The sequence below is a fragment of the Aquimarina megaterium XH134 genome (assembly GCF_000520975.1).
GTDB lineage: Bacteria > Bacteroidota > Bacteroidia > Flavobacteriales > Flavobacteriaceae > Aquimarina > Aquimarina megaterium.
In genome coordinates, this window is record NZ_JACB01000010.1 from 90,021 (window position 1) to 111,910 (window position 21,890).

The window sequence follows — 21,890 nt, forward strand, 5'->3', positions numbered from 1 at the left end:
TGACCTTTCGATATAGCACAAAACATTGTTCTGATTTTATATATCTTATTGTGTACGGTTTATTGATATTTCACGTATTACTTTTCCTTTTTCGAATTCAAATTCAAGTCTCATTTTTTTGTCATTCAATGTACGTAATCTCCTTATAGATTTCACATCATCAATTCCAAAAAAATCATCGTTTATTTCAAAATCAAACTCAGTTTTACCAATTTCGCGTTCAAATATCCAATAATTCTTTAATACCGATATATAAGGTAATGCGATGACACTTTTTGAAGTTTCTCGAATATGAATTTCACTGTCAATTTTAATAGAGTCTTCGTCAACTAAAGCAAATCCTATTATGGTTAAAAAAGGAACCATCATAGGTAATAAGCTAATCCCAATGAGAGCGATTAGGATAAACCCATAAATTTTTGCCCATTTCTTTTTAATAAATTTAAAAACTATATAAAATGTACAAATAAACCATACCCAAAATATAATTCGATCTATTAAATTTCCAATAAATGAAATATCTAAAGTACAATAAAGAATTAAATCCAATAGCAATAAAATGCTAATCGCAATATATATTTTGATTTGATTATTCATTTTTTTGATGGTACACGACGTATAGCTATGCGTAGTGCTGAAGCAGAAAGTCACTGATTTTCGAACTTGCACTTAGCCAAAGTTTATGTTTTGTTTTTATCTGTTCTATTTTAAAAGCTAAATTTAAAATTTTGGTGGATTTTACAAATAAGTGCAAACCTTTCAGAAAGCCTTTGTTAGCTATGTTTTATACACGTTGTTGTAGGTGGTTTTTATTTCCAGATAATTGAAATAATTTTAGAGTTAGAGTTTTTAATATCATCTAAAGAATATTCTTCCTTATCTGGACCCTCATAATTTCCTAATGACATTTCATATGCAATATTCGAACCTTCTTTGTGTAAATAAATATGATAATGTTCTGTTGAAATACTCATATTTGGACGCTTTTTATTAATATCAATGTAAGTCATTCCTAACTTAATTCCATATTCATCAGATACTTTAGAGTTCTTATTTATCCATACTTGAGATAATGTCTCACTTTCTGTATTTGGTGTCGTTAGTGTTGCTTCAGTTCCAATCTCGTAATAATAATAATTTGGTCCATCTTGTTCTCCAATATTTTTCGATACCGAAAAATCAACAAATAACTCTTTTATTTTTGATTCTTCAAGAGGTATTCCTTTTTCTAATTTTAATTTTCCAAATGTATTTTCTGTTAAAATTAGCTTATTTACCTTTTGAATTGATTCTTCTTGCACCTTCACCTCTTTTGTAATAGAATCTTTTGATTTATTATCCGTCTTACAAGAAGAAATTATCATAAGAATTGATAATAAAAATATGGTTTTTACTGTTTTCATATGTTTGTTCCTAAATTACCTACAACGGACTTGTGTATGGTTAATGCGTTGGGACTAAAGATAGCAAAAGGGGGGCGAATCTGAGGGGAATTCGGAGAATTTTCCGATATTAGTACCTGCCAAACTCCGGCAATTAATTATACACGTTGTTGGCAAATCGTTTATTCAACCACAGTGTAATACTCAGTACTAAAAGCGTTTGAATGTTTTTTTAATTCCCCTTTTTTTGCAATCATATAGAATTTATCTAAGATTTTAAATTGAGATTTGTGACAGAGAGCTACGTCATTTTTTGTTTTCCAATAATCAGTTATGTTAAGTGCAACATCTGGATTGGGTAATCCTTTGCTATTTGTTAATGTCTTTGAATAATCATAAGCAGGAATCTCACTTAACATGAAGTTTTCCAATTTATCAGGTAGGCTGAATTGATAAATTTTCTCAAGGGAAAACAAAGAATCTGTTTTCTTTTCATGAAATATTTCTTCAGTCAGTTGTGCAGATATACGATGCTCTGGATGGCCATATCCGCCTATCTCAGTATCATATGTGATCAATATTTGAGGTTTATACCTTTCTATCTTATTTAAAATTATTGATTTAATGCTATCTTTTTTGTCATACCAAAATGAAATATTATCACTCATGATATCATCCCATTTGTTAATTACTAAGCCAGCTATTTCTAATTTTTCTACACCCATTTTAGTTGCAGAACAATTTAATTCTTCAATCCTAGTTTCATTGATTTTGGTTTTAGAGTTGTGTCCAAGAGTTAACATATGTATTCTTGCTCCTTGTGATTTTAAATAAGAAGTAAGCCCAACACAAGTAATCTCGTCATCTGCATGAGGGAAAATAAGTAAAACACGTGTGTTTACATCAGCTTCAACTTCCAGTTTTTTAATAGAATTATCTTGAAAAGAAGCAATTTCTTCATAATCAACTCGATCATCATCGCAACTAACAAGAATTAGCGATATTAGCAAAAAGTAAAACTTGTAATTCATTATGCTTTTCTTAAATGTTTGCCAACAACATTATATATGCAGTGGTACATATATATCCGTTTGTAAATATTTGTATGTATTATACAGTAAAGATATCACGAAATATCTAAAACAAAAATATTGCATAGAACTCGATGGAGCGGATTTGTAATCCGTGTTTCTAAAACTCCAACGATCCGAATACTTCATCTCTTATTTTTGCGAATTTTTCTTCTTCGTTATGTTCTTCGGGTTTTAGGTTGAATCTCATTTTTCGTTTCTAATTGCAACTAATGGTCTTGTGTATGATTAGTTACAGAAAAGGATGTAAATCATTTTCCATCGTAGTGGAAAGGTAATTAATTAAGAATGAATTTTCGGCAAATAATTCAGAAGCAATTAATTATACACGTTGTTGGCAATGGTTTTAAAAACACCTATTATCTTGCTTTTTGAAATTTCAATTTAATTTGAGTCACTTTTGTTTTCAGTAAGTGATATTAGTTACTAAATCTATTTTTTATAGTCTCTAATATCGTCTGTAGCTGCTGTAAGAGTTTTCATGAGAATAGAATCGTATCTGAAAAGCAGATTCTTAAATTTCTTATTGTCTATTTTAATTTTCCCATTGTAAATGGCCTTTTTAAGAGGTCTTAAGTCTAAGAGGGTCCACATATTTTCTTTCTGATGTTCAAATAATTTTTTATATTCTGGAACATACTTCAATCGGTCAATTTTTTCACCACTACTTCTAATATAGTATCTGCCGGCAAGAGCAAGATTGAAACTTTTAGAATTATTTAATATTGCTAATTCATATAAGGTATTTCCAATGTCATAAATAGTTAATGGGTTTTTCCCATAAGTAGTATGCATACTACCCATTTTTAAAATCATTTTAGGATTTGACTCCTTTAATAAAGCTTTTTTGTAATAGTCGAAAAAGTAATGTTTCATCATAATTGCTCTGGAATTATTACTTTCAAAATATTGCTTTGTCGGACCATTTCCATAAGCATATATTTTCCAGCTTTTTTCTAATTCTATCAATAGGGTAGTTATCTCTTTATCTATCCCTTTTGATTCAGAAATAAATTCACAAATATTCTTATCCTTTAAAAGAAGATTAAATTTAGATTTTGATTTCGTTGTAAGATGTTTTATTAGAGAAATTTGAGTTTTTTTATAGAGATTTTCATAGTCTTCAGAATTATTTTTTGATTTGTTAATCTTATTAAAGATATCATCAAATAAAAAGGAAGCTGCATAAACAAACTCTTGATCGATTCCCCAAATATTATAATCATTGGTTAAAGCAACTTCTAACATTCTAACTTCATCAATTCCATCAAAAAAGGGAATAGGATTAGTTAAACCATTTGAATTGTATTTTTTGTAAAATTTTGACAAAGAATCAACACCATTTTTTTGTTCAATAATAGAGAGTAATTTTTTCTTACTAAAAGGACCAATTTCAACAGCAAAATTGTTGTACCCTTCAGGCTTTAATAATTTAAGAATTGCAGAAGTAAATTTTGGTGTTTCTTTATTTCCATGTAATTCACCAATCATGAAGAATTGAGAATTTTTAGCTTCATTTATAAGGAAGTCTTTACCACTTCCAACTAGTTCATTGTTTACAATTTTAAAAGTATACTTGTTTAACTGAATAATCGAGTCAATAGATGAGTTATTTTGCGCAAATGATATTTTTACGGTAAAACCGATAAGTAATAAGATTACAAAAAATAAAGATTTTCTCATTTTTTATATTTAAAAGATTATTGTTGTTGTAAAGATCGATTAGCATTGTAAATGTTACAGTTTGCTTATTAGAAAAACTAAACAAGGAATTATTTTTTTGATAATTAATATAAACTTGTATGTGATGAATTTACTTTTTGGGAAAAATTGGCATGAATAAGATCTAATTAAATTTCTCCTTCCACACTATGCAAGGGAGTGATTAATCTAAATCATCATACTCTTTAAGTATTTCCAACAACGTTATATATGCAATAGTACATATATACCTGTTTGTACTTATTTATAATCGTTTGTAAATATTTGTATGTATTATACAGTAAAGACATTACGAAATATCTAAAACTTCAAAATAAATTTAAAACAATCGTATCTATAATTGGATTATTGTGAATGTATTATAACAAAAAAACAGTCACATTATAAGTGACTGTTTTGATATTTTAGTATGTTTCACGGATTACAAATCCGTGCTATCGGGATTTGTTATATAGTGCTCTCATTAGTTTTCTTTATCATGTTTTAAATATTTTTCTATTACATTAATGCAATCTCTATATTTTTGGGTTTTATTTTGACTTGTTTGACTGTAGGAAGCCAATATGTTTTTGAATAATTTTGATTTATAAATCTCTTCGTCTTGTCTTTTCCCATCGACAAGGTCAAAGTTGTTTTTTAAATATGGGTAGTAATCTTGCATGTAAAGGCTTCTCGAAATTTCATCGAATGATTCAACCCACTTATAGTATTCATACAAATCGATTATTTTTTGCTTTGTGTCAAAGTTTTTGATAAATCTTATATCGCCTGATTCTACAAGGTTTTGAAAGGCATTTTTTCTAAAATATGCCCCACTTAAATTAAGAAGCTCAATAGATAATTGGTTTATTCTGTTATAATCTTCTTTTTGATTTATTAGAACAAATACAGTATCAATTTTAGCCAAATTCGATTCACTTAGTTTTAATGCGGATTCAAGAAATCTTTTGTTGATTTCTGTTTCCTTTTTTATTTGTTCTAAGTGAATAGAAATTGTTTTCTCTTGCTGGTTTTCTGCAGAGCATTTGTTTAACTGAAAAGCTATAAGAATTCCAAATATTACTACTATGAATTCTAAGCCATGATTTAGCCAATCAATATGTTTTTTCCTTGTATTCATTGATTTTAATTGATGAGAACAATGTTATATAATTAATAGTACACATATACCTGTTTGTAAATATTTGTATGTATCGTACAATAAAGATATCACCAAATTTCAAAAATAAAAATAGTATATATAACCATACACCAACCATTTTGCTTTAATCAAAAATTTATATTGCACTTATATATTTTGAATTCACCATAGATCATTTTATAACCACCAATATATATTTAATAAAAATCACATGATATTTTGTAATCACCATAATGTTGGTTTTTGTATCTTGTATGGTGGTCATTTATTTATATATGGTGGTTCCAAAATGTATTATGGGGATTATTGTATCAAGCGCGGGGACCAATAATAATAGTATGTTAAGATTTTCTGTATGTGCTAATGTACCCTTTAAATCGATCTGGATTGCTTTTAAAAATATACTTGCCGGCATTACGTATTTCGTCTACAGCTTCTTTTAAATGCGTATACGACTGGTTCCTTGTTTTTACAACCTCACCACTTTGTTTTATGGCACTATTTACCTGGGCGAGTAGTTGTGCCATCTCTTTAGAAAGCTGTTCGGCATGATCTAATTTCTGTATATCAAAATTTATGCTTTTTAGCTTAGCGACATTAGCTTTCCCCAAAACACTAAGACTACTAAGATCCTGTATCAAATCTGCATAGCTTTTTCCTTTAGCAATATCTCTAATAGTACTTATAAGTTCTTTATGATTACGAAATGTATACCTAAAACCGGCTAATAGCTCTTTGCGCAATTCATAAGCTATAGGGAGCTTTTGTTTCCATTCTTTTTGGGATTCTTCCTGGCCGTTTTTTCTTCTTATCCATAAGGATTGTGCATATCGTAACGCCCCTGTACGTTTTGTGAGATCATCTACATAATGTTGCCAATCAAAGTTGATGTTAAGAAAATCCTCTTTATCCTCCTGTACCCATAGATATAGATCTTCAGCTTCCTGAAGGTATACGTCTATGGGAATATTGGCAATCTTAATATTAGCATGCGGGATCGCTTGTAATACTGCAAGCTTATTTTCATAATTGTGTTTAGACATCACCCAGGTTTTTGGCTTAACTTAGAGTATTAAGAAGTGTTTCTGTAGATACAATTGTAGCAAATTCATCTTTTAGACTTGCTATGGCCGTATCATGTATTAATTGTGCACTATACTCTTGCCCGTTAACGCCTATCTTATTAAAAGTAGCAACAGCATCTTCTATCAAATAGGTGTTAAACCCAAAATTACCTGCCATTCTGGTTGTGGTAGATACACAATGATCTGTAGTTAACCCTATAATAACCAGAGTATCTATATTCTTGTGCTCTAATTGTTCTTTAAGATCGGTTCCTATAAAAGCACTATTCACATCCTTTTCGATAATAGGTTCATGGGTTAGCGGAGTATTAAAATCCATAAATTCATTACCTATATTACCTTTGGCCAGGGGAGAAGCAGGAGTAGTAGAGCAGTGCTTGATATGAAATACCGGAAGATTATGCGTTCTCCAAAATACCAGGAGCTTTTCCATATTGGTTTCGGCATCAAGGTTGTTACGCTCTCCACCCCAATAAGCAATATCTTCAAACCCTTTCTGAATATCTATTAATAATAATGCCGGAGTATTATCTTTTGAAATACGCATTAGTTTTTTTCTTTTTTTCTAAAGTCAGTATTATAAATCACGCCTAACTGTAATCGATCATAATTAACACCGGTAAAATGATTTTTGAGATATCCCAGTTGTATACTAAAATTAGATTTTACATTATACCCTACGGCACCATATAATCTGTTTTGACCAAAAATAGGCTCTTGTAGATTAATAAATACTTCGTCATAGACATTTAGAAACCATTTTTGATTAATAGGATAGGTGAGTTGTAAACGATATCGTGCTCTATGCTCGGTAAAATCATCATTCTGTGTGCTTATAAATCGTTGCTCGAGACGGTATCGATGTTCGAATTTAAATTTTCCTACAGTATTCTTCAAAATAAACTGCTCGAAGATTCGATGTTCATTTGTGTTTTCTTCACCAGGAGTATCTTCAAATGTACCATCGGTGCTAATAAAACCATATCCCAAGGTAGCTATTGCTTTATCGCTAATATGATAATTTAACCCTGTTCTTAATAGTAATTGATTAAAACTTGAAGCTACTTCATAAAACCGAAACTGCGCTTCAGAATGAATACTAAGTTTATCACTTACACGATTTGTCCCAAAATACATGTACCAGGCTCCCAACTCATTTTCGCCGTTATCCTGGGCATTAGAAAAATTAAATGTTGCAAATAGTAATAGAAAGAGAAATAAGATCTTTGTGTTCATAATGTAGAATACGTTTTGAGTTTTTTCCAAAATTAATAAAGTAATTCTGTTGAAAATCTAATTTAATGTGAAAACTAGCACAAATTTAAAATAAACAAATATCCTTTACCTGTTGTGTATTTTAAAACTAATACTATAAAAAGCGTCAATTCGAGTGGTTTTTCATAGTGAAACGAAGAAAAATTGTACTTCGGAAAGCTCAGCAGGACTATCGAGAATAGCTTTTTTATCCCAAATCCTTGTCATTCTGAGTGTATCAAAGGGCTCGATACACTTCTTCCTATGGTCGAAGCACTCAATTTGACGGCTTTTAAAAACTAAATCCTTACATCGAATTCACGTTAAACTAATATATCTTACAACTTTCTTTTGCTAATCATTTCAAAAAAGGCTTTGCGATAGGTATCGCTTATAGGCAGTGTCTTATCATAAATATAAACATGAAGAGAATCTGTCTTGATGATGTGATTAATCGAAACGATGTATGATTTATGAACCTTAATAAAGGTAGTAGAAGGGAGAGTACTTTCTATATGTTTTAAAGTACTATAGGTAATAATCTGTTTGTTTAATAAATGAATCGCGACATAGTTTTTTAATCCTTCTATATACAGGATATCGTCTAGATACACTTTTTCATAATTGTTTTTACCATCTGTCTTGATAAATACGTATTCTTTTGTAGCTGTAGTAGTATGAGATAATCCTTCTTTTTGTTTCACCTTGAGAACAGCCTGGTAAAAACGATCAAATTCGAAAGGTTTTAATAAATAGTCCACAGCATTTAGGTCATATCCTTCTATGGCAAATTGCGGATAGGCTGTAGTAAAAATAATCTGTACTTTATCTTTGATGATTTTTGATAATTGAATACCAGATAAATCTGGCATCTGAATATCCAGAAATACTAAATCAATAGCATCACTTTCGATATGTTTTAGAGCTTCCAGAGCCTTTGTGGTACTAGCAATACACTCCAAAAAAGATACTTTTTCTACATAATTTTCTAACAAACGTATCGCAGGCGGTTCATCATCTACAATAAGACAACGTAATGATGTATTCATAATGGTATTTTTAAATAGGCCTCAAAATAAGGCTTTTCTTCTTTACGGTATAATATGAAATCATTTTTGAAAAGAGTAGTTAACCTCTTATGAATACTTGCATATCCTATTCCTTGCTCCACATATTTTTCTGAAGTAGCAATTTTATTTTTAGTGCTGATTTCAATAGCATTAGGGAGGATAGTAATGGTAATATTTGCCCTGGCAGAGGTATCATTAACAATCCCATGCTTAAAAACATTCTCTATAAAATGAATCAATAACATGGCAGGTATTTCTTGATCTGTTATAGTACCATTTACCTGGTAATCTACTGCCAGATTATCTTCATAGCGTTTTTGAAAAAAGTAAATATAATCTGCAATAAACTTAAGATCCTTTTTTAAGAGTATTTTATCCTGCTGAGTTTCATAAGTCACAAATCGCAACAAATCTGAAAGTCTGTGAATATCTGCTGCAATTTTTGGCTGACTTTCTATAAGTAGTTCCGAGTAAAAGCTGTTAAGCGTATTAAAAAGAAAATGCGGTCCCAATTGTGATTTAAGCAATCTTAATTCGGCCTTTTTGTTTTCGATTTTTAATTGATGGATTGCTTCTTTATGATCTACAAACCGAAAGAAAAGATATATGGCCGTACTAAACAACAAACTTTTTGAGGCATAGTATGAGTTGTCGAATACGTAATACCCAAAATGGCGAAAGTTGTCTCCATAATTATGTAGTCCCGTAATAGAATAAAGTATCACTTCTTCTAACAAATAACGAATGCCTGCATATAGAAACACCAATAGAACTACGCCAAAGCAGTATTGTATAATACGTTTTCGCGAAAGCATAAGAGGGCATAATACTTTATAATTAATCACATAAATGCTAAAAAAAGTAATGTACATTGTGATACCGAATAAGAATATTGGGTACTCAAAATAGTCTGCCCAACTCGTTTTCTGCTTGTAGATATAATCTCCATAGATATCCATTATAATAATTAGTATGCCAAGCAGTATATGGTATCTCCAACGGTATTTAAATACGATCATGATTCAAAAATAGTATTTTGAATAGGTAATCTATACGTTTCTGGTTACAATGCCCTTTTTTTTTATACCAAACCGGTAAACCATACAACCAAATATCAAATAGTGCTGTTACCCCTCTTTTGTCCGGTAAATCTCTGTAGAAGTGTAAACCTGCGATCTGTTATGCCAGTATCGCCTTTTTTTGCTTTAAAATCGAAAAACAATGAAATCACTTATTACACTTGGTACCATTATACTATTACTATTTTTTTCTTGTAAAGAGGAGCCAGTAGATGCTGTTGCAATCAAAGAAGAAAAAACAAGTCCGGCACCCGTTATAGATGCATCATATATCGCTACAAAGACAGCGTATTTTACAGTTGCAGATACTGCTATTGTTGGAGAAGGCCGCGCAATGCTAGAGCGTATTATTTCTAAATCACAGTTTGTGATGTTTGGAGAACGCCACGGATCAAAAGCTACCTCGCAATTGATTACAAAACTCATTCCCATGTTACACGAAGCGGGATTTAATCACACCGCCTTCGAAGTAGGTCCGTACTCGGCAAAAAAATTGGTGGACCTTTCTACACCGCCATCGGCTACAGTAGAGAACCTTAAGCAGTTTACCACACGATATGCTCTCGAAGAAGATCATGAGATTCCGATCCCTTTCTTTGATGGTCTCGAAGACGCTTATTTTCTTCAGGCAATTCGCGAGCGTAATATGAACATCTGGGGGCTTGATCAGGAGTATTTTTCATCTACATTATATTTTATGGATGAGCTACTCACTTTTGTTGCCGATACTCCAGACTATGCCATCATCAAATCAGAAAAAGAACAAGCTTCTAAAATCATTGCTTCCTGGTATGCAAAAGATAATGTACCAGGTGCAGAAATTAAGCTTTTTGAGGAAATTCAAAAAGAACCTGCTGTGCAACAATATTTAAATCGCTTTCGCGGAAATGAGAATACCAAAAAGATAATTAAAGACTTAGAAATTAGTTGGGATATTTATACCCGTTGGCGAGAAGATTCACATGCAGATCGAATAAGCTATATGCGTAATAACTTTTTAACACATTATAAAAAAGCATTACAAGCAGAATCAAACCCTAAAGTATTCCTGAAATTCGGAAATCTACACGCTTCAAAAATTTTAACCAATGGTTGTTATGATTTGGGGGATCTGGTTACTCAACTTGCCAAAGAACAAGGGAGTAAAGCCACTATCATAAACACATGGCACCGTTATTACAGTAATGAAAAAGGAGAAGAAATTGATTACTTAGAAAAATACGCTTCTTACTATAAACGTCTACGAGATTTTATGAGCCTGGCAAAACGGGATCAATGGACCATCATTGATTTAGAAGCTATACGTAGTGACATCCAAGAAGGACGAATAGCGCTACCAATAAATGGCGATTACCACAAGATTAAGAGTTTAATTGATGGCTATGATTATCAACTCATTCTACCTATCGACAAAAGAGTAACCCCAAACAAAAACTAGTACAAACCAGGGGTCGAGATAAGAAAATGATGTCAATTCGAGTGGTCTGATACTTCGACATAGCTCAATACAGGCTGGAAGATTGTATCGAGAATAGTGATTTTCTTATGTTGAACTCTGGTTACAATACACTTAATTCAATAATTTAAAAAATAATACTATTATGCGTAACCTCATTTTGATTTTTATTACTGTATTCACTCTATGTTTATCCTGTAAAGCTCAGGATCAAAAACCTGTTATTAGTATTTTGGGTATGATGCATTTGCATAACCCGGGAGCCGATGAAGTAAATATGGATATGGGTAATATTCATTCTGATAAAAGACAGGCAGAATTAAAAGAACTTATTGATTTGATCGCTAAGTTTAAACCCACCAAGATTGCTATAGAATCGTCGTTAGGAGATACCTTATGGAGTCAGACCTATTATACCAAGTATCTAAATGGAGTATTAGAAAAAGAAATAAGTAAAGAAGATAAGTGGAGGTTATCTAGCGAAACTGTCCAGATATCTTATCCCTTGGCAAAACAGATGGGACATGATAAATTGTATCCTATAGATACACATACAGAATTTGATACGGCTCCTGTTATAGCCTATGCCGAACAAAACAATCAGCAAGTACAATTGGCAGCATTTAAAAAGTTGATTAGCAGTATGCAAAATAGTATAGAATCTATATCCAAACGCTCTGTTTTAGATATTGTGAGGTTTGCCAATTCTGAAGATTTTGATAAAAACTACAATCAAACGTTTTATTTGAAACACCTGGTTTCTTTTGGTAAAGAAGGTAATTATATAGGTGCCGATGTGGTTGCAAAATGGTATTATAGAAATTTAAAGATTTTTACTAATCTTAACAGAATTGTTACTCCTAAGGATAGAGTCTTGGTTATTTATGGTGCAGGCCATAAAGATATCCTGGTTGACCTTATTAAAGATAGAGCAGATTGGGAGTATTATGATATTAATAAATTACTGTATTTTAAAAAATAATATACTTCGCAAAGGGTTTACCATAAGCAAAGAAGGTATAAAATATAATATGTTAGCGCAATTGGTAAATAATGCTTCGTAACCTTTTTGGGATGGTTTTAAGTTTGTAACTTAGTGACACACAAACTATTTTGAATTTTTGCTGAGGAAGGTTTATGGGGCCAGAATCATAACTAAGTAAAGATTCAAAATCTTAAAACCAAAAAAATGAAACGTATATTAACAATCGCCATTGCCTTTTTTACGGTAATGAGCTTTGCGCAAACTCAACCACAAAAACCCAGTGAACTAGTAGCCCAGCAAAAATCCTCGGGTTCAAGTTTTGAAACTACTCAAATTTTTACTGCAATTACTAAAAAAAGTAATGTACAGATTCCGAAAGAACTTAAGGATTATGTATTACTTTCTTTAGATCAAAGTAAAATGAAATCTTTACAAGGTAATTTCCCGAATACGATGAACTTAAGTATTCCGGGGAAGAAATCAGCAATGTCACTAGACCTTGTTAAAGTAAGCATTAGAACAGACGATTTTTCGGCTATAGATATGCCTTCGGGTAAGGTGCTTTCTCGTGATAACGTAGCGCACTATCGAGGTGTAGTAAAAGGCCAGTCTAACTCTCTGGTCGCTCTAAGTTTTTATGAAGATAAGGTATCTGGTTTTATTAGTATCGATGGCCAGGATGGTAATATGGTAGTAGGACCTGTAGATAACAGTAAGAGCCATATTCTTTATAAGGATAAGGAAGTTAGTTATTTATATGATATTTCTTGCCAGGTAGAAGAAGATATCGAAAAAGGAGGATACACTATTGAAGAATTGGCAGATAATCCGCAAAGCAAAGCTGCTGCAAAGTGCGTGAAAATATTCTTCGACATATGTACAGATGTTGTAAGTGATAAAGGAGGCGCTCAGGCGGCTTCTAATTATATCGAAGCTGTATTTAATCAAGTAGCTGCATTATATGCCAATGATCAGATATCTCTTAAATTATCGGGTACCAAAGCCTGGACCTCTAATCAGCCTTTTAGCAATAATAGTCTTGATAGCTATATCAGCTATAAAAACCAAAACGGCCTTAATGGAGATTTAGCACATATGGTAAATTATAGTTTTGGAGGAGGACTAGCAGGAGGAATAGGAACCCTGTGTAACTCATCTAGAAAAGCTGCAGTTTCTGGTATCAGAGGTAGTTATCAAAATATACCTACCTATTCTTTTGATGTATTCTTAATATCTCATGAGGTAGGACATAATGTAGGATCACGACATACACATGCATGTGTATGGAATGGTAATAATACTGCTATAGATGGTTGTGCCGGTTTTACAGAAGGAAGCTGTTCGATACCAGGAAACCCTGCTGGAGGAGGAACCATTATGAGCTATTGTCCTAATACTAGTGTTGGAGTAAATTTCAACAAAGGATTTGGTTCACAACCTGCTAATGTGATCCGTAATTATATCGCAGGATCAAGTTGTTTACAAACTTGTGATGGTGGTGGATGTAATACGGGAGATGCTGTATCGGTAACATTTACCAATAATACAGACTGTACCTTAGAGTATTACCAGAATAATTCTTTACAGGGATCTGCTAATGCCGGAGGCTCGTATAATGCAAATACTACAGTAGGAACTGCATGGCAAGCCAAAAAAGCTTCGGGAGGAGATACCGTAGATAATTTTACTATTGCTTGTGGTCAAGCAACCTATAATTCTACAGGAAATTGTAGTAGTGGTGGCGGTAATTGTGATGGTGTAGCGCCTTGGTCTCCAAATGTTAACTACAGTGTTGGTGATCGAGTAACCTATAACGGATCTCTGTATGAAAGAACTGCTACAGGATGGACTAATTTAGGACCATGTACTACAACAACCGATCCTTGTGCAGGAGTAGCACCATATTCTTCGGGTACTGTATATAATGTGGGTGACCGTGTAACGTATAATGGATATCTGTACGAAAGAACTGCTACAGGATGGACGAACTTAGGTGCTTGTGGAGGATCATTTAGTAGTGCTTTCAAAGGAGATGGACCAGCAGGAGGATTGCAATTGAAAGCATTCCCTAACCCGGCAAAAAATCTTTTAAATCTTGAAATTAGTAATGCAAAATCTTCTTCTCAGATCAATATCAAAGATATAAACGGAAGAACATTAGAGATCATAGATTTTAAAATGCCTCCAGAAGGAAATGTAGTAAGAAAGACTGTAGATATTAGTAAGTTATCTACCGGTATCTATTTTGTACAAATTACTACCGATAGTAAAACACTTACTCAAAAGATTTTTGTGAAATAATTTTTTAAATACCAATAAAAATTGGCCCTAATTAAAGGCTGCTCATATGGGCAGCCTTTTTTTTGTGATCTATTTACCGAGAAATAATATGATAATAAGAATAATTATAAAATACCCCTGAAAAACGGGTAGTGATAAATATAAAAAACCGATAGGTTTGTTGATGACTATTCAATTGTAAAAGTAAAAGTTGAAGGATTAACAGGAACTCCAGATTGGTAAAAAATAATTTGCAATACAATTACATAAAGAGATATCATTTAACCTTAAAATAAAATATAAAATGAAAACGATACGTGAGCATATTGGGGCACATCAGATTAACCTTTCGGGTTGCAATGTTTCTTCAAAATTAGAGGGAGAGATTCCAATTTTTGTTTTTGATTATCTGTCTATGAGTAAAACGCTGAGGTATCAGCTATCTACTCACACCTGTGAACTTTGTGGATATAATCCAGGTTCATTAGATATTATCTGGGTAGATGGGCAAGATGAACTTCTTAAAGAAGATGTATCTTCATTTTGGTTTTGGGATGATAATGGATTAATTCCGTTTGCGTATATCGGAGAAGGAGCAGAAAAAGGCCCTTTTAGTGAACACGAAGGTGTTTTGTTTTTGAATACAATGAATACCAGAGAATTTGATCAGATGTCGATTGTGGTACTTAATGTAGAAAAAGATAATGTTATACTTACCACAATTGCCGATAATTTTGAAGCTTTAAAGATTATCAAAAGTGAAACTAACCGTCAACTTTCAGAACAATTAAAACAAGAAGGAAATAGTTTTTTTGGTGAAGGTAACTTTGATGCAGCTGTCCAAAATTTTTGTAAGGCAATACAAGCAGATTATACAAACCCTAATCCGTACAATAACATAGGAATGATTTCGCAGGCAACCAATGACTATTTAGATAGGGGTGAAGCTTTTTTTCAATTATCTTATCTAGTAGATCCAGAATATACTAACGGAATGCGAGGATATAGTGGTATACTTGCCAGTAGAGGGAACCTGGAAAAAGCAATAGAAATTATGAAGGATTGTATCCAAATAGAAGAATCAGCAGTAAACTTTGCTATTTTGAGCCGTTATTGCTTAGATAACGGTGATAAAGAAAATGCAGAAAAGTTTTATTTAAAAGGAGCAAATATCGATCAAAATCATCCAGAGTTACAAAAGATAAAAGATAGTTTGTAACGTTATTGTTACCATGACTATCATGAATAATAAAAGAGGCTGAATTCTTTGTTTTTAACTTAGGATTCAGCCTCTTTATGATATAAAATTTTAAACTCTTTTTTTAAGACTCCGAATCAATCTTAGTAGATTCGGTTTTACCGTCATTAATCATTTCGGTACCTGCACTTTTTAGATATTTATCTAAGAATTTCAAAATTCTACCATAAGCTTCGATTTGATTTTCTTTTTTTACAAATCCATGTCCTTCATCTTCAAATAATACATATTCTACAGGAACACCACTTTTCTTAACTCCTTCTACAATTTCATCAGATTCTACTTTTAAAACTCTGGGATCTTTGGCTCCTTGAAGAACAATCAATGGTTTTGTAACTTTTTCGGTGTGAAAAAGTGGAGAAATTTGTCGTAAACGAACAGAATCAGCGGTATTTGGATCTCCCATTTCTGTGTACAACGCTTCTTTAAAAGATTCCCACCATGGCGGAATACTTTTTAGCGTTCTTAACCAATTTGTAACTCCAAAAATATTTACACCAACCTTAAACTCTTCTGGAGTATAAGTAAGGGCTGCCATAGTCATATACCCTCCATAAGAACCACCGATGATTCCTATTTTATCGGCGTCTACGATATCTTGTTTTGCCAGCCAGTCTTTTCCTGCAACACAATCTTTTAAATCCTTATCCCCGTGATTTCGGTCATCCATTTTGAAAAAAGTTTTACCATAACCACTACTACCTCTGTTGTTTACAGCCAGTACAGCATATCCATGATTTACCAAATACTGAATTATAGAACTAAACCCTTGTCTGGATTGTCCTCCGGGGCCACCATGAACCCAAACTAATGCAGGAACTTTATGATCAACAGTTGCTTGTTTAGGCTTATAATATATAGCAGGAATATCTAATCCATCAAAAGATTTAAAACGAACTACTTCTGAAGTAACCAAATGATCTGGATTGATATCTTTATTTAAAACATCTGTTAGCTTATGGTATTTTTTGGTTGCAAGATCATAAGAGTATGAATTGGTAGGCGTATTTGACCCTCCAACGCTAAGTAAAGCCATAGATTCATCTCTCGAAAAACGTGCCCTATTAATTTGTTGATTTTCTATAGAAGGGAAATCAACAATAGTACCTGTGGCTACTTCTTTTACCTCCATAACCGTCTTAGCATCTTCATTGGTAAACATTACCTGATATTTTCCGTTTCGGGTAAAATAAAAACCAGAAATATCCCAGTTTTTTTCTAAAACCTTTTCTTTACTACCATCTTCAAGATTATACTTCATTAGATAACTAAATTCTGCATTATCATCGGTAGTATAATAGAATGATTTACCATCTGGAGAAAAATCCTCTGGTGAGTTTCCACTTAAGTTATCATTAATCTTAACTTTTTCTTTGGTTTCGGTATTCAATAGGTAAAGATCATTATCATTAGTATTGATAGACTTAGATAGTGCTATATACTTTCTATCTTCAGACATTCCGCCAAAATCCATCCCATCAGTATTCTGATAAATTAATTTGGAGGTAAAATCAGCAATATCCATCTCATAGTGATCCATATATTTAGGATCTCTTTCGTTACTACCATAAAAGAAACTCTTGCCATCTTTTGCCCATCCTCTAAATAAAGCTCTTACATTCTTTTCTGGAGTTAGACGTTTGATACCAGAGCTGTCTTTAACAAAGATTTTATAAATTTCATCACCATTACCATCCATTCTGAATAAGATTCTATCATCCTCGGGGAAATATGATAACCCAAAAACCGATGCACTATCAGATTTGGTTACAGGCATAAGTTCGCCACCATTGGTAGCAACTGTATACATATTATAAATCCCAGAACGGTTGCTCGTCATAAGCACTTTAGACTTATCTGCAGAAAATCCATCCGAAAATGCATTTTCGTTATCCATAAATTGTTCTATCGAATACTGGTCGATCTTGATAGGCTGAGCGATTTCTTCTTTTTTTTCTTGCTTACAAGAGTAGAAGAGGAGTAGACCCATACTAAATGTGAGTAGTTTTTTCATGAGTGTTTATTTATTTATTCTAAAGTAAAATTCTTAATTTCTTTAAAAGGAGAGGCATCTAACTTCTCAATAGCTTCGCGATAGGGTTTCCAATCGTTTATAAAAAATTCGTTGGTCTTTACCAGCGCATCTTGTAATGCATCTTTAGCTTGTTTTATCAAGGTGTTCTCTGTAGAAGTTAGTCCGTTTTGACGACTACCCACATACCATCCTGCTGTACCCATACGTTGCATCACCGTTACTTCTGGATTACGAGTGATTCCTTGACGCTTATCTTCCTTACCAAGATAGATAGCAATTACACTATCGATTTTTTTAGAAATATCTTTAGATAATTTAATCTGGTCTTTATATTTCTTTTTATCTAATTTTTTAAGCTCTTTCTGGTATTTTGAGGCTATATCCTTACTCTCTACCAATTGTTTTACAGCATCTGCTGCAGACTGCCTCATTTTTTCCATGTTTTTTGAAGCAGCATAAATTTCGTTGATATTCTTCTGGGATATTTGTAATCTAGGATCAGATTTAACCTCGATCATGGTTTCAGATTTTTGATCCCCATATTCTAATACCAGTTTATATTTACCAGGTTTTACATCAGTACCACCAGGTTCTCTATCTTGTTTTTGGATTTTTCGCGAAGGTCGATCAACACCTTTTTCATTCATAAACCATTTTGTTTTATGAAATCCTGTAGAATCCGGGGTCTTTTCTTTTAAAGTTCTAATCAAACGATCACCATCATAGATTTTAAGATGAATAGAATCCCATTTTACCTTGGCTTCTTCTTTCTCACTATCAGACTCATCTTCATCGCTTTCCTTTTTATTCTCTTCTTTGCTAGGTTCTTCTTTTTTCTTTTCTTCTACTTTTATGTAATATGAAATAAGAGCTCCATAGTCACGATTTTCACCATTATATAAGGCGTCTCCTCCAAAACGACTACCTGTAGGTTGTTGATAAGCGGCCTGATATGCGATTGGAGGCTCAAAAAGATGTAATTTCTGACTTAAAATAGTACTGTTTTTTGCCAATGCTCTTAGTGGTCGTATATCATCTAATACCCATGCGGCTCTACCAAAAGTACCAATAACCAAATCATGTTCTCTGGGTTGTATTACCAAATCTTTTACCGATACGGTAGGAAAACCTTTGGTCCATTTTGTCCAACTGTTTCCTGCATTAAGAGAAATGTATAATCCATCATCTGTACCCAGGAATAATAGATTTTTTTCTATAGGATCTTCAACAATACTAAGCGTATAGCTTTTTACATCATTTTGGTCAACAATACGTTTCCAGGTCTTACCATAATCAGTAGTTCTAAATGCATATGGTGTATAGTTAAATCTTCTGTAATCATTAGCGACCAAAAGAGCTTCTCCTTTCTTTTTGTTTGAAGCTTTGATTTGCACAATCCAACTTCCTTTTGGTAATTCTTTTATATTACCCGATACATCAGTCCAATTTGCTCCTCCGTTTTGAGTGATATGTACTCGCCCGTCATCTGTAGCTGCCCAAAGCATATTTTGCTCTAGCGGCGAAGGCTCAACAACCAAAACAGTACAGTGATTTTCTGCACCTGTAGCATCCATCGTTAATCCACCACTTTCTGCTTGTTTTAGTTTTTCGGGATCGTTTGTTGAAAGATCAGGAGATATTATTTTCCAGGTAAGTCCTTTATCTGTGCTCTTGTGTACAAACTGACTTCCGAAATAGATTGTATTATTATCGAATGGATCAATATTGATCGCTGCATTCCAGTTAAAACGTAATTTTACTTTAGGATCGGGGTGAGTAGGGCGCACAGTATAATTGTTACCCGTCATCCAATCATAGCGGCTTACATATCCTTGCTGGCTCATCGTCCATCCATATCTAGAGTCATCTTTATCGGGTACAACATCAAACCCATCACCAAAGGATATTTCTTGCCAGTATGAGTTTCTGATTCCTTGTGCTTTCCATACATAAGCAGGGCCTCTCCAGCTGCCATTATCCTGCATACCTCCGTATACATTATAAGGAAATTCATTATCTACATTGATATGATAAAATTGTGCGACAGGAAGATTTCCTATAAAACGCCAGGATTTACCTCCATCTCTTGTGATGTTTAATCCCCCATCATTACCATCGATCATATAACTCCCATCATTAGGATGAATCCACCATGCATGATGATCTGGATGTACTCCATTATCAACACCATATGCAGGCATTAACTGTGTAAAGTTTTTACCACCATCTTCAGAAACATTTACATAGGTAAATACAGAATATACTCGATTCTCATTTTGTGGATCTACAAATATATCAGAGTAATAAAAAGGACGATTACCGATATCTTTTTTATCATTAATTTTTTTCCACTTAAACCCTCCGTCTGTTGATTTGTATAGTGCATTCTTTTTGGCTTCTACCAATGCATAAACAATATTAGGCTTATTAGCTGCTATTGCTAATCCTATTCTACCTAAATTACCTTTTGGAAGTCCGTCTTTATCAGTGCGTTCTTCCCAATTTTTTCCTCCATCATGAGTGATGTAGAGACCAGAACCTTCTCCTCCCGAATTAAAAAACCAGGGATCACGCTTATGTTCCCACATGGCAACTATTAACTTGTTAGGATTTGTAGGATCCATGACAAGGTCTGCAGCTCCGGTTTTATTATTATTGAATAGAATTTTAGTCCAGGTAGCACCGCCATCGGTAGTTTTAAAAACTCCTCTTTCTGGATGTTCTCCCCAGGGAGATCCAATTGCTGCAACATAAACGATATCAGGATTAGTAGGATCAATGATTACTTTATGTATATGACGGGTTTTCTCTAACCCCATAAGTTTCCAATTTTTACCACCATCCAGAGATCTATAGATACCATATCCACCGTTAAGACTATTTCTAGGATTTCCTTCTCCGGTACCTACCCAAATTACTGATGGATTTGATTGTTGAATAGCCACGGCCCCTATAGAAGCAGTAGCTTCATTATTAAAAATTGGAGCCCATTTGATTCCTCCAGAAGTAGATTTCCAGAGTCCACCAGAAGCGGTCCCTGCATATATAATATCAGGATTGGTAGTTACCACATCTATAGCAGTGACACGACCACTCATTCCCCCAGGACCTATATTACGTGGAGTATTATCTTTAATAAGGTCCATGGTGAATTTCTGAGCAGATAATGTAGAAATCACACCTAGTAGTAACAGTAAAAATATTCGTTTTTTCATTTTTTTGGTTGTGAATTAATTATAGTTGTATTTGTTGTTCTAATGTTGTGAGAAATGATATATTGGGATATCTGTTTTTTAAATCTAAAAGTTCTTTCTTTTTTATTTGGGGCGAAATATGGGTAGCGATTACCTTTTTCGGATTGATATATTTTTTGATCAATATTGATGCATCATCTTGTAAAAGCATCCAATACGGCAGAATAGCAACGTCGATACTAGCATCATGCAATTGTAGCTTACTAAATAATTCAATTTCTTCGAGCCAGTTGGTATCTCCTACATGCAGAAATTTCTTATTGTTTATTTTAATAATGTATCCTACATTTTGTACAGCAACATGTCTTTTGCCGGCATGATTTATTTTAAGCCCAGTAACCTTTACTTTACCAACATCTATAGTTTGTTTGGTATAATCTTTTGTAGTGATTGTAAATACTCTACCTTTAAAATCAGAGAAATTCTTAGTGATTTGATTTGCTCCAAAAAGGACAGCATTTTTGTTTAGGACTAAATATTCCCGAGATAACGAGGCGCTAAAATGATCCCCATGATAGTGTGTGAATAAAATAGCATTAGGTTTAAATCTGGTATTGATTTTATGCACTACTTCTTTAGAAGGAAATAGATAATCATCTCCATATTTTGTGTGCAGACCATCAATTAGTACAGAAGATTGATGATCAGATATTAAAACACCCATATTACCTGTATAGGTAAGTGTTATATTTTCTTGTGAAATGCCAGAAATACTATAAAGAAGACCAGAGAGAAAGAAGAATATTTTTAACACGTTCTAATGGATTGATTTTGAAAAGCCTAAAGTAAATAAAATGA

At 33.0% G+C, this 21,890-nt stretch carries 17 protein-coding genes; 4 read left to right on the top strand and 13 right to left on the bottom strand.

Going from position 1 to position 21,890, the window contains the following annotated elements:
• Positions 1 to 45: 45 nt before the first annotated feature.
• The 10 genes from Z053_RS0109170 to Z053_RS0109220 all read right to left on the bottom strand — a co-directional run bounded on the left by Z053_RS0109170 (position 46) and on the right by Z053_RS0109220 (position 9,764).
• The gene (locus Z053_RS0109170) at positions 46 to 597 is read right to left on the bottom strand and encodes a hypothetical protein (protein ID WP_025664729.1); all 552 of its coding nucleotides are present in this window, start codon (positions 595 to 597) and stop codon (positions 46 to 48) included.
• 212 nt (positions 598 to 809) lie between these two features.
• Positions 810 to 1,403 carry a hypothetical protein gene (locus Z053_RS0109175; RefSeq protein WP_025664730.1) on the bottom strand — a complete coding sequence of 198 codons (594 nt, stop codon included), beginning with the start codon at positions 1,401 to 1,403 and terminating at the stop codon, positions 810 to 812.
• Positions 1,404 to 1,564: 161 nt separating this feature from the next.
• Complete coding sequence (locus Z053_RS0109180) at positions 1,565 to 2,413, bottom strand: PIG-L deacetylase family protein (RefSeq protein WP_025664731.1); 849 nt, start codon at positions 2,411 to 2,413, stop codon at positions 1,565 to 1,567.
• A gap of 492 nt (positions 2,414 to 2,905) precedes the next feature.
• Entirely contained in the window at positions 2,906 to 4,156 is a 1,251-nt protein-coding gene (locus tag Z053_RS0109190) for a hypothetical protein (protein ID WP_025664732.1), read from the bottom strand.
• Between the two features lie 502 nt (positions 4,157 to 4,658).
• Positions 4,659 to 5,315 (bottom strand): hypothetical protein, encoded by a 657-nt coding sequence (locus tag Z053_RS0109195; protein ID WP_025664733.1) that lies wholly within the window; start codon positions 5,313 to 5,315, stop codon positions 4,659 to 4,661.
• Between the two features lie 362 nt (positions 5,316 to 5,677).
• Complete coding sequence (locus Z053_RS0109200) at positions 5,678 to 6,379, bottom strand: hypothetical protein (protein ID WP_025664734.1); 702 nt, start codon at positions 6,377 to 6,379, stop codon at positions 5,678 to 5,680.
• Between the two features lie 16 nt (positions 6,380 to 6,395).
• On the bottom strand, positions 6,396 to 6,968 hold the full coding sequence (locus Z053_RS0109205; protein WP_025664735.1) for a cysteine hydrolase family protein: 573 nt from the start codon (positions 6,966 to 6,968) through the stop codon (positions 6,396 to 6,398).
• Positions 6,968 to 7,657, bottom strand: coding sequence for a DUF2490 domain-containing protein (locus Z053_RS0109210; RefSeq protein WP_025664736.1), 690 nt, complete (start codon positions 7,655 to 7,657; stop codon positions 6,968 to 6,970). The genes Z053_RS0109205 and Z053_RS0109210 overlap by 1 nt, the downstream gene beginning before the upstream one ends.
• A 356-nt stretch (positions 7,658 to 8,013) precedes the next feature.
• A complete protein-coding gene (locus Z053_RS0109215; RefSeq protein ID WP_025664737.1) occupies positions 8,014 to 8,724 on the bottom strand; it encodes a LytR/AlgR family response regulator transcription factor in 711 nt (236 codons plus the stop codon).
• A complete protein-coding gene (locus Z053_RS0109220) occupies positions 8,721 to 9,764 on the bottom strand; it encodes a sensor histidine kinase (protein ID WP_051476013.1) in 1,044 nt (347 codons plus the stop codon). Before Z053_RS0109220 ends, Z053_RS0109215 begins: the two co-directional genes overlap by 4 nt.
• Positions 9,765 to 9,966: 202 nt before the next feature.
• On the opposite strand from Z053_RS0109220, the gene Z053_RS0109225 reads away from it, so the two are divergent.
• The 4 genes from Z053_RS0109225 to Z053_RS0109240 all read left to right on the top strand — a co-directional run bounded on the left by Z053_RS0109225 (position 9,967) and on the right by Z053_RS0109240 (position 15,764).
• Positions 9,967 to 11,262 (top strand): hypothetical protein, encoded by a 1,296-nt coding sequence (locus Z053_RS0109225; RefSeq protein ID WP_025664739.1) that lies wholly within the window; start codon positions 9,967 to 9,969, stop codon positions 11,260 to 11,262.
• A 163-nt stretch (positions 11,263 to 11,425) separates the two neighbouring features.
• Positions 11,426 to 12,262 carry a DUF5694 domain-containing protein gene (locus Z053_RS0109230; RefSeq protein WP_035095613.1) on the top strand — a complete coding sequence of 279 codons (837 nt, stop codon included), beginning with the start codon at positions 11,426 to 11,428 and terminating at the stop codon, positions 12,260 to 12,262.
• 207 nt (positions 12,263 to 12,469) lie between these two features.
• Positions 12,470 to 14,566 carry a M12 family metallo-peptidase gene (locus Z053_RS30000; protein ID WP_025664741.1) on the top strand — a complete coding sequence of 699 codons (2,097 nt, stop codon included), beginning with the start codon at positions 12,470 to 12,472 and terminating at the stop codon, positions 14,564 to 14,566.
• 283 nt (positions 14,567 to 14,849) lie between these two features.
• Positions 14,850 to 15,764: a tetratricopeptide repeat protein gene (locus tag Z053_RS0109240; RefSeq protein WP_025664742.1), complete on the top strand. Its 915-nt coding sequence runs from the start codon at positions 14,850 to 14,852 to the stop codon at positions 15,762 to 15,764.
• A gap of 103 nt (positions 15,765 to 15,867) precedes the next feature.
• On the opposite strand, the gene Z053_RS0109245 is transcribed toward Z053_RS0109240, so the two are convergent.
• Genes Z053_RS0109245 through Z053_RS0109255 form a run of 3 tightly spaced genes read right to left on the bottom strand, consistent with a single transcriptional unit; the run spans position 15,868 to position 21,846 of the window.
• Complete coding sequence (locus Z053_RS0109245; protein WP_025664743.1) at positions 15,868 to 17,817, bottom strand: S9 family peptidase; 1,950 nt, start codon at positions 17,815 to 17,817, stop codon at positions 15,868 to 15,870.
• A gap of 14 nt (positions 17,818 to 17,831) precedes the next feature.
• On the bottom strand, positions 17,832 to 21,053 hold the full coding sequence (locus tag Z053_RS0109250) for a VPS10 domain-containing protein (protein WP_025664744.1): 3,222 nt from the start codon (positions 21,051 to 21,053) through the stop codon (positions 17,832 to 17,834).
• A gap of 19 nt (positions 21,054 to 21,072) precedes the next feature.
• Positions 21,073 to 21,846, bottom strand: coding sequence for an MBL fold metallo-hydrolase (locus Z053_RS0109255; RefSeq protein WP_025664745.1), 774 nt, complete (start codon positions 21,844 to 21,846; stop codon positions 21,073 to 21,075).
• Positions 21,847 to 21,890: the final 44 nt, after the last annotated feature.

Coding starts and splice junctions, on each gene's coding strand:
- Z053_RS0109170 (WP_025664729.1), bottom strand. CDS start 597: ATGAATAATCAAATCAAAATATATATTGCGATTAGCATTTTATTGCTA.
- Z053_RS0109175 (WP_025664730.1), bottom strand. CDS start 1,403: ATGAAAACAGTAAAAACCATATTTTTATTATCAATTCTTATGATAATT.
- Z053_RS0109180 (WP_025664731.1), bottom strand. CDS start 2,413: ATGAATTACAAGTTTTACTTTTTGCTAATATCGCTAATTCTTGTTAGT.
- Z053_RS0109190 (WP_025664732.1), bottom strand. CDS start 4,156: ATGAGAAAATCTTTATTTTTTGTAATCTTATTACTTATCGGTTTTACC.
- Z053_RS0109195 (WP_025664733.1), bottom strand. CDS start 5,315: ATGAATACAAGGAAAAAACATATTGATTGGCTAAATCATGGCTTAGAA.
- Z053_RS0109200 (WP_025664734.1), bottom strand. CDS start 6,379: ATGTCTAAACACAATTATGAAAATAAGCTTGCAGTATTACAAGCGATC.
- Z053_RS0109205 (WP_025664735.1), bottom strand. CDS start 6,968: ATGCGTATTTCAAAAGATAATACTCCGGCATTATTATTAATAGATATT.
- Z053_RS0109210 (WP_025664736.1), bottom strand. CDS start 7,657: ATGAACACAAAGATCTTATTTCTCTTTCTATTACTATTTGCAACATTT.
- Z053_RS0109215 (WP_025664737.1), bottom strand. CDS start 8,724: ATGAATACATCATTACGTTGTCTTATTGTAGATGATGAACCGCCTGCG.
- Z053_RS0109220 (WP_051476013.1), bottom strand. CDS start 9,764: ATGATCGTATTTAAATACCGTTGGAGATACCATATACTGCTTGGCATA.
- Z053_RS0109225 (WP_025664739.1), top strand. CDS start 9,967: ATGAAATCACTTATTACACTTGGTACCATTATACTATTACTATTTTTT.
- Z053_RS0109230 (WP_035095613.1), top strand. CDS start 11,426: ATGCGTAACCTCATTTTGATTTTTATTACTGTATTCACTCTATGTTTA.
- Z053_RS30000 (WP_025664741.1), top strand. CDS start 12,470: ATGAAACGTATATTAACAATCGCCATTGCCTTTTTTACGGTAATGAGC.
- Z053_RS0109240 (WP_025664742.1), top strand. CDS start 14,850: ATGAAAACGATACGTGAGCATATTGGGGCACATCAGATTAACCTTTCG.
- Z053_RS0109245 (WP_025664743.1), bottom strand. CDS start 17,817: ATGAAAAAACTACTCACATTTAGTATGGGTCTACTCCTCTTCTACTCT.
- Z053_RS0109250 (WP_025664744.1), bottom strand. CDS start 21,053: ATGAAAAAACGAATATTTTTACTGTTACTACTAGGTGTGATTTCTACA.